This window comes from Pelodictyon clathratiforme, from assembly GCF_982375515.1.
Genome location: NZ_OZ455102.1, coordinates 2,241,698 through 2,256,736 on the forward strand (window position 1 = coordinate 2,241,698; position 15,039 = coordinate 2,256,736).

Below are 15,039 nucleotides of genomic sequence, written 5' to 3' on the forward strand. Positions count from 1 at the left end.
CCAGATTCTGAAGAGGACTGCGAGTAAGAGAACACCGCAGGGTAAACTCGCAGCCCTCTTCATCTGATAACGAACTGAACAACCACCATCTCAGCCAACCACCCGCCAACTTTGGGAATTGCTTTGTGAATTACTTATAGTTAAAATCAGTCAACGAGTTACTGATTGTGCTGTAATGTATAAAAATGGTAATACGCATCGGGTTCCAGATGCGTAAACAGATTTTGCCAACAAAACGATGTGCACAACAAATTCCCTTCCGGAGAGCAAGCTGGCCAACGATCCGGTTTTTGCATTGCTGGAGTCCCTTCCTGAAGAAGCTCTTCTCATCGACCCAAACGGCATAATTCTTACTGCCAACACCCTGTTTGCCGCACGTTTCAGCATCTCTGCAGAGGAGTGCATCGGCTCTGTAGTCTATGATTTGATTGCAACCATACTGCAAATTCCAGAACAGGCGTTTCACTACAAAGAAAAGATTGGAGAGGTACTTCGCCTGGGCAAACGAATGGTTTTTGAAGATGGAAAAGGGAATTTGAATTGGAAATTTACCATTAATCCCGTCTTGTCACCGGAAGGGACGATCACTCGATTGTTCATCACCATTGCAGATATCTCCCGGCAAAAACAGAAGGAGACAAGGTTCAATGAATGCAAGGTAAAGTTTAACCAGGCCCTTGAAGCTGCACGAGCGGGCGTCTGGGAATGGGACTTGACAACGAACGATAATATCTGGTCGGACGAAATATGGCCGTTATACGGGCTGGAGCCAACCAATAATAATCCCTCCTTCCATCTCTGGGCAAGTGTCATTCATCCTGAAGATCGTGACTCTGTCATAAGCGCTGTTACTGAAGCCGCAAAATGTGACGCCGAGCTGAACATTGAATATCGCGTCTGTTATCCCGACGGCTCCATGCACTGGCTGATGTCCCGAGGCAAACCCTTGCATGACCTCAACGGCAGGACAGTGCGCTACATCGGAACGATTATTGATATCACCAAACGCAAGGAGTTTCAGGAGAGGCTTCTTGCCGCCAATGAGCGAATGCATTTTATTCTGGCCGCGACCAGTTCCGGTACCTGGGAACATGATATAACCACAAATACCAATATCTGGTCAGATGAAATATGGAGTCTCTACGGGCTTAAACCAAACAGTGTTGAACTGAACTATGAAAGCTGGATAAACACCATTATCCCGGAAGAGAGGGAACGAGTGAGACAAGCCACCATTGATGCCGTAAATAAGGGTTGCGAGTTCATTTGTTCCTGGCGTATTCCCGGAGCTGATGGAGCAGTACGATGGCTCATGTCGAAAGGAACTCCGGTAAAAGATTCCGAAGGAAAAATAGTTCGGTATGCCGGTATCATGATTGACATCACTGATCAAAAACAGAGGGATGATGCACTCAAAGAGAGCGAAAATCGCTTCAGGATGGTGTTTGAAAAGCATTCATCGATCATGCTCGTTATTGAGCCCGATACGGGCAGAATCATAGACGTGAATCAAGCGGCTGTCAACTTTTACAAGTGGCCAACTGAAACGCTCAAACAGATGACCATCCGGCAGATCACTACAGAGCCGTTTGAGAGCAGACAGAACCAGACCCATCAGATAGCCGATGGCTCAATACGTGATGTTGAAGTGTACAGTTGCTTGATTCCATTTGGTGAAAAGGAAATACTCTATGCCATCATGAACGACATCACGGAGCGCAAAAAGGTTGAACAGGCGCTAGCCGTAAGTGAAAAAATGTTTCGTTCCATTACCGAACAAATTTCCGAGATCGTTTTTATTACGGATCAAAGTGGAATTACAACCTATGTCTCACCTGCTGTTGAAACAATTTCCGGCTATAAAGCTGATGAGGTGATTGGTCATCGCTTTGTCGAGTTTATGGCTGAAGAGGACATTGAGAGGGCGATCAGCTCGTTTCAGAATGGGTTGATGATGCAGGTGGATGAAGTGCTCGAATTCCGCTACAGAAAAAAAGATCGCTCTCTCTTTTACGCAGAAATTCATGTGCAATTTTATAAGCATGAAGGATTTATCGGATATATCGGATTGATACGCGACATTACAGAACGAAAAAAATATGAGCAGGAGTTAATCGAAAGCAGACAGCTTCTCAAGAGTATCTATAATCAGGTCAATTACGCCATTTTTGTTGTCGACATTTTAACGGATGGCACTTACCGCTATAACTCCATTAACCCGCTCAGTGAGCAAATATCGGGCGTCACAAGTAATGAACTCGCCGGAAAAACACCTGAGCAATTCTTTCCTCCCCCTATTGCCAAATCGGTTACTCAGCACTATAACGACTGTATCCGTGAAAACAAGATCATTCACTATGAAGAGTCCATGATGTTTCATGGCAAAAGCTCTTTATGGGAGACCGTGCTGAACCCTGTTCGTAATGAAAACGGAGCTATTTTCAGAATTATCGGCACCAGCGTAGATATCACGGAACGCCGCCAAATCGAAGAGCAGAGAGCGGAACTTTCCGTTCAACTTCAACAGTCACAGAAAATGGAGATGGTCGGACGACTGGCTGGAGGTATCGCTCATGATTTCAATAATATGCTGACGGTTATTCTTGGTCATTCAGAAATGGCCATGGAAACGAGTGACCCCACACTGAAAACCTATGCCCAGTTTGTTGCTATCCACCAGGCGGCAACCCACTCTGCAAATCTGACCCGGCAACTGCTTGCTTTTGCCCGAAAACAGGTTGTCTCTCCAAAAATTGTTGAACTGAACACGGCGATTACAGAGATGCTTCCCATGTTGAGGCGTCTCATCGGTGAAAATATCATGCTGACCTGGATTCCGGAATGCAAAAATTGCTATATCAAAATTGATCCATCACAGATCGACCAGATTCTTGTCAATCTCTGTATCAATGCACGTGACGCTATAACTGGCAATGGCAGAATCACTATCGATAACCGTTGTGTCACTCTGCCTGAAATCCCCTGTGAAACCGATAAAACTGCGTGTCACTCCGCAGACTATGTCTCACTTTCTGTACATGATGATGGATGTGGTATTGAACCAAACGATCTTCAACATATTTTTGAGCCCTTTTTCACCACAAAAGAGAGTGGAAAAGGCACTGGACTCGGTCTTTCAACCGTCTATGGCATTGTCAAACAAAACAACGGCAATATTGAATGCCGAAGTGAACAGGGAAAAGGCACAACCATAACGATTCAACTGCCCAAGCATATGGTACAGGCCATAACGAATCCAGATAGAGATCAGAAGCAACTACTCAAGAAAGGGCATCAGACAATCCTGCTTGTCGAGGATGAACCTGGCATTCTCAAACTCTGCAAACTCATCCTTGAACAGAACGGTTATAACGTGCTGGCCTTTGAACGAGCCGCAGACGCCATTAGAATGGAAAAAAATTACCCTGGAACGATCGACCTTTTAGTGACCGATGTCATCATGCCGGAAATGAATGGAGCCGAGCTTTCGAAAAAGCTGCTTGCCGCACGCCCCGGACTTAATGTGCTCTTTATCTCAGGTTACACTGCTGACATTATTCCCCAAAATACAATAGTTGACAGTCAGCTAAACTTTATTCAAAAACCGTTTAACCCCAAAACGCTGACGACAATCATCTATAATATCCTCAATCCGAAGTTGCATAAGACACCGGTAATGGAATAAACTCGCCACAGCATATCAGTACCAACATTTGCAAGCGAGGATGCATGGGAAACATACTTCCCGGCCCGGCCCACTCATTTCAAAAAAAACTTTATATTGACTTTCATGTAAAGTTATACACTCCGCGTTTTTTTACCTTCGGATATTACAGCCAGGAATATCTGTAAATTTTTTGTAAATGGGCACTGTAACCCATGCCATGAGTTACAGTAAAAGGGATCAATAAACTATGAAACACATCATATCAGTACTGGTTGAAAACAAGTTTGGCTCTCTTAACCGGGTTGCCGCCATGTTCAGCGCCCGGGGGTTCAACCTTGAGAGCATCTCCATTGGAGAAACCGAGGATACGGAAATCTCACGCATGACCATTGTAACGAGAGGGGAAGACCAAATCGTCAGTCAGGTGCTCAAACAGTTGAACCGGCTGGTCGATACCATCAAGGTTACCGATCTCACCCGGCAGCCGCATGTTGAACGGGAGCTGCTCCTGATGACCCTGAAGCTCAGCAAGACGGTACAGCATGAGATTTTTGAGCTTATCAATGTTTTTAAAGGAAAAGTCGTGGATATAAAACAAAAATCCATTACTATTGAGGTCATCGGATCTCCGGACAAGATCAACACAACTATCGATATCTTCAAGCCGTACGGCATAAAAGAGCTTGCCCGTTCTGGCGCGGTAGCAATACACCGGGGAGAGTAACCTGTTTTTTACTGAATCACCAATCAAACCTATTCTACCAACATGAACGTTTACTATGAGCAGGATGCCGATCTCGGTTATCTTCAGGGAAAGAATATTGCAGTACTCGGTTATGGCAGTCAGGGTCATGCCCATGCCCTGAACCTCAAGGAGAGCGGCCTGAACGTCTGCGTCGGCCTTCGCCCCGAAAGCGCATCGTGCGCAAAAGCACGGGAAGCAGGCCTCGAAGTCAACACCGTTGCTGAAGCAACAAAATGGGCCGATATTGTGATGGTGCTTCTCCCCGACCAGAACCAGAAAGCGGTCTACGACGCAGAAATTGCTCCGAACCTTGTTGCCGGAAATACCCTTGCTTTTGGTCACGGCTTCAATATTCACTACAAACAGATTATTCCGGCAGAGTCAATCAACGTTATCATGATTGCGCCGAAAAGCCCCGGCCACCTTGTACGCCGTACCTTTACCGAAGGCAACGGTGTCCCCTGCCTTATCGCAGTGCATCAGGATGCTACCGGAGAGGCCAAACAGCAGGCGCTTGCATGGGCAAAAGCTCTTGGCGGAACCAAGGCTGGCGTTATTGAAACCTCCATCAAGAATGAGACTGAAACCGATCTTTTCGGTGAGCAGGCTGTGCTGTGCGGCGGTTCTGCCGAACTGATCAAAGCCGGTTTTGAAACCCTTGTTGAAGCAGGATACCCGGAAGAGCTTGCCTACTTCGAATGTATGCATGAGCTGAAACTGATTGTGGATCTCTATTATGAAGGCGGCCTTTCAAGAATGAACTACTCCGTCAGCGATACCGCTGAGTACGGCGGCATGACCCGCGGACCACGCCTTATCACTCCTGCGGTGAAGGCAGAGATGAAAAAAATTCTTGAAGAGGTACAGGATGGCCGTTTTGCCAAAGAGTTTATCGATGAATGCAACGGTGGCTACAAAAACCTGAACAAACTCAGAGAGGAAAACAGTGGTCATGCCATTGAAAAGGTAGGCGCAAAACTTCGCGACATGATGAGCTGGCTGATCAAAAAATAACCCATTCAACAGAAGAATGTACAAGATTGTCTCAATACCAGGTGACGGTATAGGCCCGGAAGTGGTTGCAGGAGCTGTTTCAGTACTGGAGCAGCTCTCCAGAAAACATGGCTTTGAAATTGTGATTGAAGAGCACCCCTTTGGCGGCGCCTCCTGGGAACTGCATGGAGAGATGCTCACCCAGGCAACGCTTGATGCCTGCCGGAACTGCGATGCCGTACTGCTTGGAGCCGTTGGCGGCCCCAAATGGGAGAGCCTGCCACACGAACACAAGCCGGAAGCTGCGCTGCTCAAAATCCGAAAAGAGCTTCAACTCTTTGCCAACCTCAGACCGGCAAAAGTCTACGACGCACTGATCGACGCATCCTCACTCAAAGCAGATGTGGTTCGTGGCACCGATTTCCTTGTTTTCAGAGAACTTACCGGCGGCATCTATTTCGGCCAGCCACGCGGCTTCGATGAAAACCGGGGCTGGAACACCATGGTCTATGAACGCTATGAAGTTGAGCGCATCGCCCGTCTGGCCTTTGAAACAGCCCGGAAACGGAAGGGCAAGGTCGTCTCGATCGACAAGGCAAATGTACTTGAAGTATCACAGCTCTGGAGAAATGTGGTGCATGAACTGCACAAGGAGTTTGCCGATGTGGAGCTGAGCGACATGTATGTAGACAACGCTGCAATGCAGATTGTCCGCAATCCGAAACAGTTTGATGTGATTGTAACAAGCAACCTCTTTGGTGACATTTTGAGCGACATTGCAGGCATGATTACCGGCAGTCTCGGTATGCTCCCTTCTGCAAGCATCGGTACAAAATATGCCCTCTACGAACCAATCCACGGAAGTGCACCGGACATTGCCAGCCAGAACAAGGCCAACCCGATAGCCACCATAGCATCGGTAGCCATGATGTTCGAACACAGCTTCAAAGTTCCGGAGATTGCCCGTGAGATCGAGCAGGCAATTGAGTCCGCCCTTGCCTCCGGCTGCCGGACAGCAGACATAGCCAATACAGGTGACAGGGTGATTTCAACAACAGAGATGACAGAAGCAATTGTCAGGCACCTCGGCGCCTGATCAAAAAAAAGGCCAAAAAGAGTGGTGAAAGAGAAGATAATCGTATTTGATACAACCCTGCGCGACGGAGAGCAATCCCCCGGGGCCTCGCTCAATGTGCAGGAAAAGGTAGAAATTGCCCGGCAGCTTGAAAAACTTGGGGTAGATGTGATAGAGGCTGGTTTTCCGGCTTCATCACCCCTGCAACTTGAAGCGGTTCAGCGGGTAAGCGCAGAGTCCAAAGCCGTTGTGGCCGCACTGGCCAGAGCGGTGGAAAAGGACATTACCGCCGCCTGGAAGGCGCTGCAGCAGGCACGCAAACCCCGCATTCACACCTTTATCGGCACCTCCGATATTCATATCACCGGGAAATTCGGCAGTGACCGTTACGGCCTCAGCCTGCAGGAAAAGCGGCAAACCGTTCTCAACATGGCGGTGAACGCCGTAACCTTTGCCAAAACCTTCACTTCGGATATTGAATTTTCCGCTGAAGATGCAGGACGCACCGATCAGGGTTTTCTCGCAGAAATCATCGAAGCCGTTATTGCGGCAGGTGCAACCACCGTCAACATTCCCGACACCACAGGCTATACCTGGCCTTCAGAATTTGGCCGGAAAATAGCCGACCTCCGGAGCCGCGTCAGCAACATCGGCAATGCCATCATCAGTGTCCACTGCCATAACGACCTCGGTCTTGCCGTAGCAAACACACTCAGTGCAGTTGAACATGGCGCTCGTCAGGTGGAGTGCTCCATGAACGGCATCGGAGAGCGGGCCGGAAACGCTTCGCTCGAAGAGATTGTGATGGCGCTGAAAGTACGCAGCGACCTGCACAACTTCTACACCGATATCGTCACCGAAGAGCTCTACAATACGAGCCGTATGGTCTCGACCTTTACCGGCATCATTATCCAGCCCAACAAGGCAATTGTTGGCGACAATGCATTTTCACACGAATCGGGCATTCACCAGGACGGGATGCTGAAAAACCGGCAAACCTATGAGGTGATGACACCTGAATCGGTAGGAGTGCCGCAAACAAGCATCGTGCTTGGCCGCCACTCCGGCAAACACGGTCTCTCATCCCGTCTTCTGAGCCTTGGCTATAACCTTGATGATACCGAACTCGAAGCGGTCTACAAGCGCTTTGTTGAAGTTGCCGACAAAAAAAAAGAGGTCTATGACGATGACCTGAGAGTGCTGATGGGCGATGAACGGAGCAAGCCGAAAAACGCTTATGAGCTCGATTACCTCCACATCAACAGCGGTACAGCCTCAATTCCGACCGCAACCATCAGGATCCGGCACAAAGAGCAGATCTTTGAAGAATCCGCAATCGGCGACGGCCCGGTAGATGCCTGCTTCAGAGCCATTGAGCGTGCCCTTGGCATCGAATCGATGGTTACCTCCTACTCCGTCCGCTCCACCACTGCCGGACGTCAGGCACTCGGAGAGGCGCTTGTCCGCATCCGGGACAAGAATGTCTCCTTTAACGGAAGAGGGGTCTCGACCGATATCATAGAGGCCAGCGCCAAAGCCTATCTGCAGGCTCTCGGCCTGCGCCAGCATCATTTTGACAACATCACTACAGAAACCATAGAAAGCGGGGTTTAAGAATACCATGGCACAAACAATAACCCAGAAGATCCTTTCAAAAGCCGCAAACAGAAAATTTGTCGACGCTGGTGAAAGCGTTTGGCTGAATGTCGACATCCTCCTTACCCACGATGTCTGCGGGCCACCAACCTTTGATATTTTCAAGCAGGAATTTGGCGCCGACGCAAAAGTATGGGATCCCCGTAAAGTTGTCGTCCTGCCTGACCACTATATTTTTACGGCAAACGAGCACGCCCATCGCAACATTGATCTCTTGCGCCAGTTTGCAAAAGAGCAGCAGCTTGAGCACTACTATGATGTCGGCACCGACCGCTACAAAGGCGTCTGCCATGTAGCCCTGGCGGAAGAGGGATTCAATCTGCCCGGCACCGTGCTCTTCGGAACCGACTCCCATACCTGTACTTCCGGAGCTTTCGGCATGTTCGGCTCGGGCATTGGCAACACCGATGCAGCCTTCATTCTTGGCACTGGCAAGCTCTGGGAAAAAGTTCCGGAATCCATCCTCTTCACCTTCGATGGTCAGATGCCCGAATATCTGACAGCAAAAGATCTCATTCTGCAGATTCTTGGCGACATCACAACCGACGGCGCAACCTATTGTGCGATGGAATTTGACGGCGAAGCGATTTTTTCCCTTCCGATGGAAGAGAGAATGACCCTGACCAACATGGCCATCGAAGCGGGTGGCATGAACGGCATCATCGCAGCAGACAGCATCGCAGAAAATTATGTCAAGGCAAGAAGCCAGAAACCCTACGAGCTCTTCCAGAGCGACCCGGATGCCCGATATCACAGCAAGTACCGCTACGACGTCAGGACGCTTGAACCTGTGGTTGCACAGCCGCACAGCCCCGACAACCGCGCCACCGTCAGAAGTGTTCAGGGAACAAAGATTACCAAGTCCTATATCGGCTCCTGCACCGGCGGCAAACTGACCGATTTTATGATGGCCGCAAAAATTCTGAAGGGTCATAAGGTTTCCGTTACCACCAACATCGTGCCAGCCACAGTAAAGGTTGCCCGTGACCTTGAGTGCGAACTCTACGACGGACAGAGCCTGAAACAGATCTTTGAAGATGCCGGATGCACCATTGCCCTTCCCTCATGCGCCGCATGTCTGGGTGGCCCTGCCGATACCGTCGGACGCTCGGTTGACAACGATGTTGTCGTCTCAACCACAAACCGCAATTTCCCCGGACGAATGGGCAGCAAACATGCAGGGGTATACCTTGCCTCCCCACTCACAGCAGCCGCATCGGCAATTACGGGTAAACTCACCGATCCGAGAGATTTCCTCTGATCGCACTTGAACTTTGGGCAAACAGACACAAATAATGGAAACCATCATTCAGGGAAAAGCCTACGTTTTAGGCAAAAATATTGATACCGACCAGATCATTCCAGCCGAACATCTGGTCTACAGCCTCTCCGATCCCGAAGAGGTGATTCTCTACGGCAAATATGCCCTTTCAGGAGTACCACCCGAACAGGGAGGGCTGCCCCAGGGCAACATCCTCTTCATCGAGGAGGGAAGCTGCCACTCAAACTATACGATCATCATTGCCGGGCCAAACTTCGGTTGCGGATCGTCACGGGAGCACGCTCCCTTCGCCCTCAAGGTTGCCGGAGTCAAGGCCATTGTAGCCGAATCGTACGCACGTATTTTTTATCGCAACTGCGTTGACGGCGGTTTTGCCATCCCCTACGAAAGTGCGGAACAACTGAACCAGCTCATCAAAACCGGTGACGAACTGAAAATCGACGTCGAAGCCAACACCATCGAAAATCTGACAAGCAACATCACCTACAAGCTCAATCCCCTTGGCGATGTCTTCAATATTGTTGAGGCTGGCGGTATTTTTGCCTATGCCCGTCAGGAAAATTTAATGCCCCAACACTGATTTATGACTGTTACCACAAAAAAAATAGAACTTTACGACACCACCCTCCGTGATGGCACACAGGGTGAGCATATCAACCTCTCGGTTCAGGACAAGCTCCTTATCGCACAGAAGCTTGACGAATTCGGCATGGACTATATCGAAGGTGGATGGCCGAGCAGCAACCCGAAAGATGAAGAGTTTTTCATCAAGGCACGGCAGCTTTCGTTCAAACATGCCAGGCTCACCGCCTTCGGTTCAACAGCCCGTTTTGTAAAAAGCGTTGAAAGCGACCCCAACCTGCTCGGGCTGCTCCACTCCGAAACACCGGTGATCACCATCTTCGGCAAAACATGGCAGGCACACTCTGAAAAAAGTCTTGGTATTTCCGATGAAGAGAATGCCGAACTGATCTATCGCTCCGTTGCCTTTCTCAAGCAGCAGGGACGAGAGGTCTTTTTTGATGCCGAACACTTTTTCGATGGCTACAAAAACAACCCGGAATTTGCCCTGAAAATGCTCCTTTCAGCCGTTGAGGGTGGAGCGTCAAGAATTGTACTTTGCGACACCAACGGAGGTTCACTGCCCCATGAGGTGACCGATATCGTATCCCGTGTTCTGGCCGTCACCGGTGTTCCTGTGGGTATTCACAGCCACAATGATGGTGATCTCGCCGTAGCAAACTCCATCGCCTCCGTCATGGCTGGAGCAACCCATATCCAGGGAACCATCAACGGCATCGGCGAACGGTGCGGCAACGCCAACCTCATCAGCATTATTCCCAACGTCATGCTGAAGCTGCAACGCTCATTCACCTTTGTCGAGCACCTCACCCAGCTCACCTCACTCTCGAAGTTTGTCTACGAGATTCTCAACATGCCGTCAAATACCCGGGCGCCTTTTGTCGGGAAATCGGCATTTGCCCACAAAGGGGGTATCCATGTCAGCGCAGTCATGAAAGAGAGCTCACTCTACGAGCATATCAACCCCACACAGGTCGGAAACCGCCAAAGGGTCCTTGTCTCCGAGCTTGCCGGCCAGAGCAACATCCGGTACAAGGCACACGAACTCGGCATCACCCTGCCCGAAAAAAGCGAACTCTTCAAGAATATCGTGCACCACATCAAGGAGCTCGAACACGAAGGGTACCAGTTTGACGGAGCCGAAGCCTCATTCGAACTCCTGCTGCATAAAGAGATCGGCAACTTCAAGCCATTTTTTGAAGTGCTTGAAACCAAGGTGCATATCGAATCGAGCAAGAACGCCAAAAACGTCGACCAGGCAGTACTCAAGGTCAGGGTTGGAGAGGAGATAGAACATATCGCCGCCGACGGTGACGGCCCGGTCAACGCCCTCGACAAGGCGCTCCGCAAAGCGCTGATCCACTTCTACCCCGAAATCAAGAGCATCAAGCTGGTTGACTATAAAGTTCGTGTACTCGAAGAAAAACGGGGAACCAGCGCCAAGGTGCGGGTACTGATAGAGTCAAGCAATGGCCGCTTCACCTGGGGAACAGTCGGTGTCTCCACAAACATCATTGAAGCAAGCCTCCACGCCCTTGAAGACAGCATGAACTACCACCTCTTCACGCTGAAGGCATCAGCTCCTGCTGCAAAACAGGTACCACAGGGATGATATCTCAACATTTCGAAAAACCAGCGCCACACTCTACTCCCTGAAAGGATAAGAGGGTGATGCTGGTTCAAGGGCTTAAAACGGGATGTTCTTCTTTTCAGGATTGTTTGCCATCCATGACCGCTTTCTGTGCATCATCTTTTTTCAGAATGCCATCTTCGACCATTTTGTTGATCGCCTGTGAAAGTTGCTCATGGGTACGAAGCAAGGCTGGCATTGACATCGCCAGCGCCGCAACAGGCCTGATATTTGCTTTTTCTTTTTCAAACTGCATGATATTGACAAGATCAAAACGGATGATGCCATCAATCAGTGTAATATTGGCTACTCCGTCAGCATAGATAGTCTGCATATTTTTTCTCCCTTGAAAATGATTTGTGTTTCGTTTCGCTTACCATAGCGAAGCCACAATATATTAACCGCTGCATCTTATTTTATAAATAATTCGTTGATGTATACGGAATTATCCCTATTTTTTGACCAACCCGTGTTGTCGTATAAAAGAAAAACCTCATAACCACAAGCGCACTCGATCCCGGTATGCCTACTTCAGACAAAGGACTCTGCAGTTCATGCGGTCTCTGTTCCAATCAGGCTTGGCCGGTTGAACAAAGTCTCCAAAGCTGTGTTTTTAAAAATGGCTGGCTCGGCGAAAGGGAGAAACAGCTTTTCGGGCGGGAACGCAAGCTCGATGATCCGGTTGAAATGCGCTTTGGCATCACACTTGACCGTTTTACAGCTCAACTGAAACTGCCGCTACCCGGATCGCAGTGGAGCGGAATCATTACCCGAATGGCCATGAAGGCCTTTGAAGAGAAGCTTGTTGAAGGCGTTGTATCGCTGCAGCACACTCCCGGCAACCATTTTTTCTCTCAACCGGTGTTAGCCCGAAACAGCGATGAGATCTACGCAACAAGAGGCAATAAACCGGTGCTCTCCCCACTCTTATCCTCCCTTGAAAGCGCATATCATCAGGGGCTGAAAAAAGTCCTTGTCATTGGAGCGGCATGTCACCTCCATACACTCCGGGATTTCAAGGAACGATTCGAATACCTGCAAGAGATGGAGCTCCTCACCATATGAATTCCCTGCATAGACAACGTCGCACGCTCAAAATGGCCGTGGATTCTGGAGAGAATGTCGAAATCACCCGATACCGCCTGCCATATGGAGTTCATGCAGGACTTCAGGATTCACATCCGTCACCTTGACGGCAGCATTGAAAAAGTCCCCTTCTTCAGCCTTCCGGAAGAGCTTTCAAATCCCGCCATCTTCCCCTCTGCATGTATGAGCTGCTTTGACTATCTCAACAGCCTTGCCGACATCACCGTAGGCTATATCGGAGCAGAACTGAAGCCAAAGCAGAAGCGGCAATGGATTCTGGTACGAACCGAAACAGGGCAAAAACTGCTAAAGCTGATTGAAGCTGAACTCGAACGGTTTCCGGAATCAGGCAAGTGGGAGTGCCGATCATTTGTCGAAAACACGACGAAACGCATCATCGAGAGCATGAAGGAGAGGGATAAAGAGTATTCATCGAAAAGCAGAATCCCGCTCTGGCTCGGCAACCTGCTTGCAGGAGCGCTTGGCATGATCGGGCCAAAAGGGGTCGGGTTTGCCCACTACTCGGTTGACTTTCATCTGATCAGGCATTACTACTACCTCAAATTCCGCCACCCGGAGCGGATCGAAAAGCTGGTGCCACGGCATGTCCGGGTTATCCTTGAGGAATACGGACTTCCCCTTTGAAAGAGGAGCGCTTCAGGCAAAAAGGTTCCGTCTCCTCAGTGGCGCCAACACCATCTTCCCAACCATCCTCTGCAAGACCAAACCCTATCCCCCTGGTGCTGCCGGTAATAACAACCGTTTTTCCCATGTTACCGCTACCCTCTTCCAAAATTATACCAGTTGAATTCCTTCTCCATAAGCTGCTACCACAGTATCTGAAGTAATCAACAACATTTCTTCTGTCCGGGCTTGTGTAATAAGCATCCGGTCAAAAGGATCTTTATGCAAGAAAGGAAGCATAGTTACAGCCACAGCATGTTCACTGCTGATAGCTAATTCCCGTTACGCATGAAACAAAAGCATGCGCCTGAACCGGAAGGGATCAACATTAAAATCAGAGCGCCCAAGTACGGATTTGATACTGATTTCCCAGAGACTTGCTGCACTGAAAAACAAATTATTTACCGGGTTAACAAGCATATCTTTGCATCCCTCCGGTAAAAGATCAGGTTGAGCTGCAGCCCAAAGAAGAATATGCGTATCAAGCAATAAATTCACTGTGCATTTTCGTTAAATAACCCAGCAATCTCGCTACTGCCCATACGATCGAAATCTTCCGGCACAGAAATTTCACCAATCATAAAACCAAGGCGTTCTGAACTCCCAGTCATAGAGTCATAGGGTATCACTTTAACCATCGGTCGTCCCGCCTTGCTGATAATAAAAGCCTTGCCAAGCGCTGCCTGCTCAACCAATCTCACAAGCTGATTTTCCGCATCATGCAGCGTAATTGTGTGCATCGACGATATCATTATTCTCCCCCATGCTCATCGAAAAAATTGAAAGAATTATTTTTGGTACGCACCCGCGAAACCTGTTAGCGGAAAACATTTTCCTGCCTTTAAGCCCCCTTGACCAAAATACACCACTCATAAAAAAACCACTGTCAGGCCTGTCGCCATCATAACGTTCACCCTGCCACAATCACAGCGATAACGTAAAAGTATAAGCATTTCTCTCCTATAAACGATCGTAAACTCAAAGGAAACCGCTTCCTCTATTTCTGTCTTTCGATGATGAAGAAATTGAAGCCTTCGACATGTATCAAAAAGATGATGCCCCATATATGGCAATCTCAATTGCCGGGAAATTTCAGCTCCCCGCAATGATCCTTACGGTTTCTGTTTGCCCAGATAGCGGAGTTTGGCGGTATCAAAACCGAGCGCCGTCGCCCTGGCCACCAGCGCCTTGAGTTGAGCCTGCTCCATAACAGAATCTTTCGACAAAATCCAGAAAAGAGATTTATCACGGCCACAAACCATCGCCCAGCGATAGCCCGCCCTGTCGAGATCAATCACATTGTAGCTCGCATAAAATGGGCCGAAAAAAGAGACCTTTAACGCACCCTCGGTGGTTTTTTTATCATCAAGAAAAACACCGCGCCCCTGAATGGTTTTCCACTCCTGTTTTTTCAGATCATACCCCTTGTTCATCACCTTGACGCTGCCATCCGGGGCAAGCGAGTAGGTCGCCGATACCGGATCAAGCTCCTTTTCAAACCGGTTATCGAGACGAACAATTTCATGCCAGGTACCGAGATAACGATCGAGAGAAAAATTATCAACAACCGTGATTCCCTGCGGAACACCGGTGCATCCTGCAAGCAAGAGAAAACAGAGCAATAAAAGTTTTTTCATGT

14 protein-coding genes are annotated in these 15,039 nt (G+C 49.0%); 10 read left to right on the top strand and 4 right to left on the bottom strand.

Going from position 1 to position 15,039, the window contains the following annotated elements; genetic code table 11:
* The first annotated feature begins 238 nt into the window (after positions 1-238).
* The 8 genes from AC56AD_RS10955 (at position 239) to cimA (ending at position 11,612) form a co-directional block, all read left to right on the top strand.
* Positions 239-3,685: a PAS domain S-box protein gene (locus AC56AD_RS10955; RefSeq protein ID WP_012508849.1), complete on the top strand. Its 3,447-nt coding sequence runs from the start codon at positions 239-241 to the stop codon at positions 3,683-3,685.
* A 229-nt stretch (positions 3,686-3,914) separates the two neighbouring features.
* A complete protein-coding gene (gene ilvN, locus AC56AD_RS10960; protein WP_012508851.1) occupies positions 3,915-4,391 on the top strand; it encodes an acetolactate synthase small subunit in 477 nt (158 codons plus the stop codon).
* 42 nt (positions 4,392-4,433) lie between these two features.
* On the top strand, positions 4,434-5,426 hold the full coding sequence (gene ilvC / locus AC56AD_RS10965) for a ketol-acid reductoisomerase (RefSeq protein WP_012508852.1): 993 nt from the start codon (positions 4,434-4,436) through the stop codon (positions 5,424-5,426).
* A gap of 16 nt (positions 5,427-5,442) precedes the next feature.
* On the top strand, positions 5,443-6,501 hold the full coding sequence (gene leuB / locus AC56AD_RS10970) for a 3-isopropylmalate dehydrogenase (protein ID WP_012508853.1): 1,059 nt from the start codon (positions 5,443-5,445) through the stop codon (positions 6,499-6,501).
* Positions 6,502-6,525: 24 nt separating this feature from the next.
* The gene (locus AC56AD_RS10975; RefSeq protein ID WP_041526849.1) at positions 6,526-8,094 is read left to right on the top strand and encodes a 2-isopropylmalate synthase; all 1,569 of its coding nucleotides are present in this window, start codon (positions 6,526-6,528) and stop codon (positions 8,092-8,094) included.
* A 7-nt stretch (positions 8,095-8,101) separates the two neighbouring features.
* A complete protein-coding gene (locus tag AC56AD_RS10980; RefSeq protein WP_012508855.1) occupies positions 8,102-9,397 on the top strand; it encodes a 3-isopropylmalate dehydratase large subunit in 1,296 nt (431 codons plus the stop codon).
* Positions 9,398-9,431: 34 nt separating this feature from the next.
* Complete coding sequence (locus tag AC56AD_RS10985) at positions 9,432-9,998, top strand: LeuD/DmdB family oxidoreductase small subunit (protein ID WP_012508856.1); 567 nt, start codon at positions 9,432-9,434, stop codon at positions 9,996-9,998.
* Between the two features lie 3 nt (positions 9,999-10,001).
* Positions 10,002-11,612, top strand: coding sequence for a citramalate synthase (gene cimA, locus AC56AD_RS10990; RefSeq protein WP_012508857.1), 1,611 nt, complete (start codon positions 10,002-10,004; stop codon positions 11,610-11,612).
* Positions 11,613-11,709: 97 nt separating this feature from the next.
* On the opposite strand, the gene AC56AD_RS10995 is transcribed toward cimA, so the two are convergent.
* Complete coding sequence (locus AC56AD_RS10995; protein WP_012508858.1) at positions 11,710-11,964, bottom strand: hypothetical protein; 255 nt, start codon at positions 11,962-11,964, stop codon at positions 11,710-11,712.
* A gap of 188 nt (positions 11,965-12,152) precedes the next feature.
* Here AC56AD_RS10995 and AC56AD_RS11000 point away from each other — a divergent pair, with 188 nt between their 5' ends.
* Together AC56AD_RS11000 and AC56AD_RS11005 are read left to right on the top strand one after the other, a co-directional pair.
* On the top strand, positions 12,153-12,695 hold the full coding sequence (locus tag AC56AD_RS11000; protein ID WP_223293904.1) for a coenzyme F420 hydrogenase/dehydrogenase beta subunit N-terminal domain-containing protein: 543 nt from the start codon (positions 12,153-12,155) through the stop codon (positions 12,693-12,695).
* Positions 12,696-12,749: 54 nt separating this feature from the next.
* Positions 12,750-13,361, top strand: coding sequence for a Coenzyme F420 hydrogenase/dehydrogenase, beta subunit C-terminal domain (locus tag AC56AD_RS11005; RefSeq protein WP_263053207.1), 612 nt, complete (start codon positions 12,750-12,752; stop codon positions 13,359-13,361).
* Here the strand turns inward: AC56AD_RS11005 and AC56AD_RS11010 are convergent.
* The 3 genes from AC56AD_RS11010 to AC56AD_RS11020 form a co-directional block, all read right to left on the bottom strand.
* A complete protein-coding gene (locus AC56AD_RS11010; RefSeq protein WP_012508859.1) occupies positions 13,330-13,488 on the bottom strand; it encodes an SDR family oxidoreductase in 159 nt (52 codons plus the stop codon). The genes AC56AD_RS11005 and AC56AD_RS11010 overlap by 32 nt on opposite strands.
* Before the next feature lie 406 nt (positions 13,489-13,894).
* Positions 13,895-14,140 (bottom strand): type II toxin-antitoxin system Phd/YefM family antitoxin, encoded by a 246-nt coding sequence (locus AC56AD_RS11015; RefSeq protein ID WP_041526537.1) that lies wholly within the window; start codon positions 14,138-14,140, stop codon positions 13,895-13,897.
* A 372-nt stretch (positions 14,141-14,512) separates the two neighbouring features.
* Positions 14,513-15,037 carry a lipocalin family protein gene (locus AC56AD_RS11020; RefSeq protein WP_012508863.1) on the bottom strand — a complete coding sequence of 175 codons (525 nt, stop codon included), beginning with the start codon at positions 15,035-15,037 and terminating at the stop codon, positions 14,513-14,515.
* Between the last annotated feature and the right edge of the window lie 2 nt (positions 15,038-15,039).